Consider the following 467-nt stretch of genomic DNA (forward strand, 5'->3'; position numbering starts at 1 on the left):
CATCGGCTGGTGGGTTCCTCGATGGGCTGCTCGGCCCTGAGCGGCGCAAGACAGGCTGGATGCGGGCGGAGGCGGCGGGCGACCCGGGGCCGTGGCGCCAGCAGGCCATCCTTGGCCGCGGCCCCTGGGAGGCGGATGTGCTGCGCGACCGCGTACGCGACGATGCGCTGGAGACGCTGGCCGACCCGGATGCGGTGCTGGTGATGGATGAAGCCGGCTTTCTGAAGCAGGGCAAGGCGTCCTGCGGCGTCGGGCGGCAGTACACCGGCTCGGCGGGCAAGATCACCAACTACCGGGTCGGGGTCTTCGCGGCCTACGCCTCGCGGCAGGGGCACGCCTTCCTCGACCGCGCCCTTTACCTGCCCAAGAGCTGGACCGACGTCCCGGCCCGGCTGGCGGCGGCGCATGTGCCGCCCGAGGTGAGCTTCGCCACCAAGCCACGGCTGGCCAGGCGCATGGTCGAGCGT

The 467-nt window shown here is 72.6% G+C and carries 1 protein-coding gene; it reads left to right on the forward strand.

The features are described from left to right. Positions 1–467 (forward strand): IS701 family transposase (locus E2C06_RS36980; protein ID WP_133293441.1); only part of this gene is annotated, 467 nt, incomplete at both ends.

It is taken from the genome of Dankookia rubra, from assembly GCF_004355005.1.
Taxonomy (GTDB): domain Bacteria; phylum Pseudomonadota; class Alphaproteobacteria; order Acetobacterales; family Acetobacteraceae; genus Paracraurococcus; species Paracraurococcus ruber_A.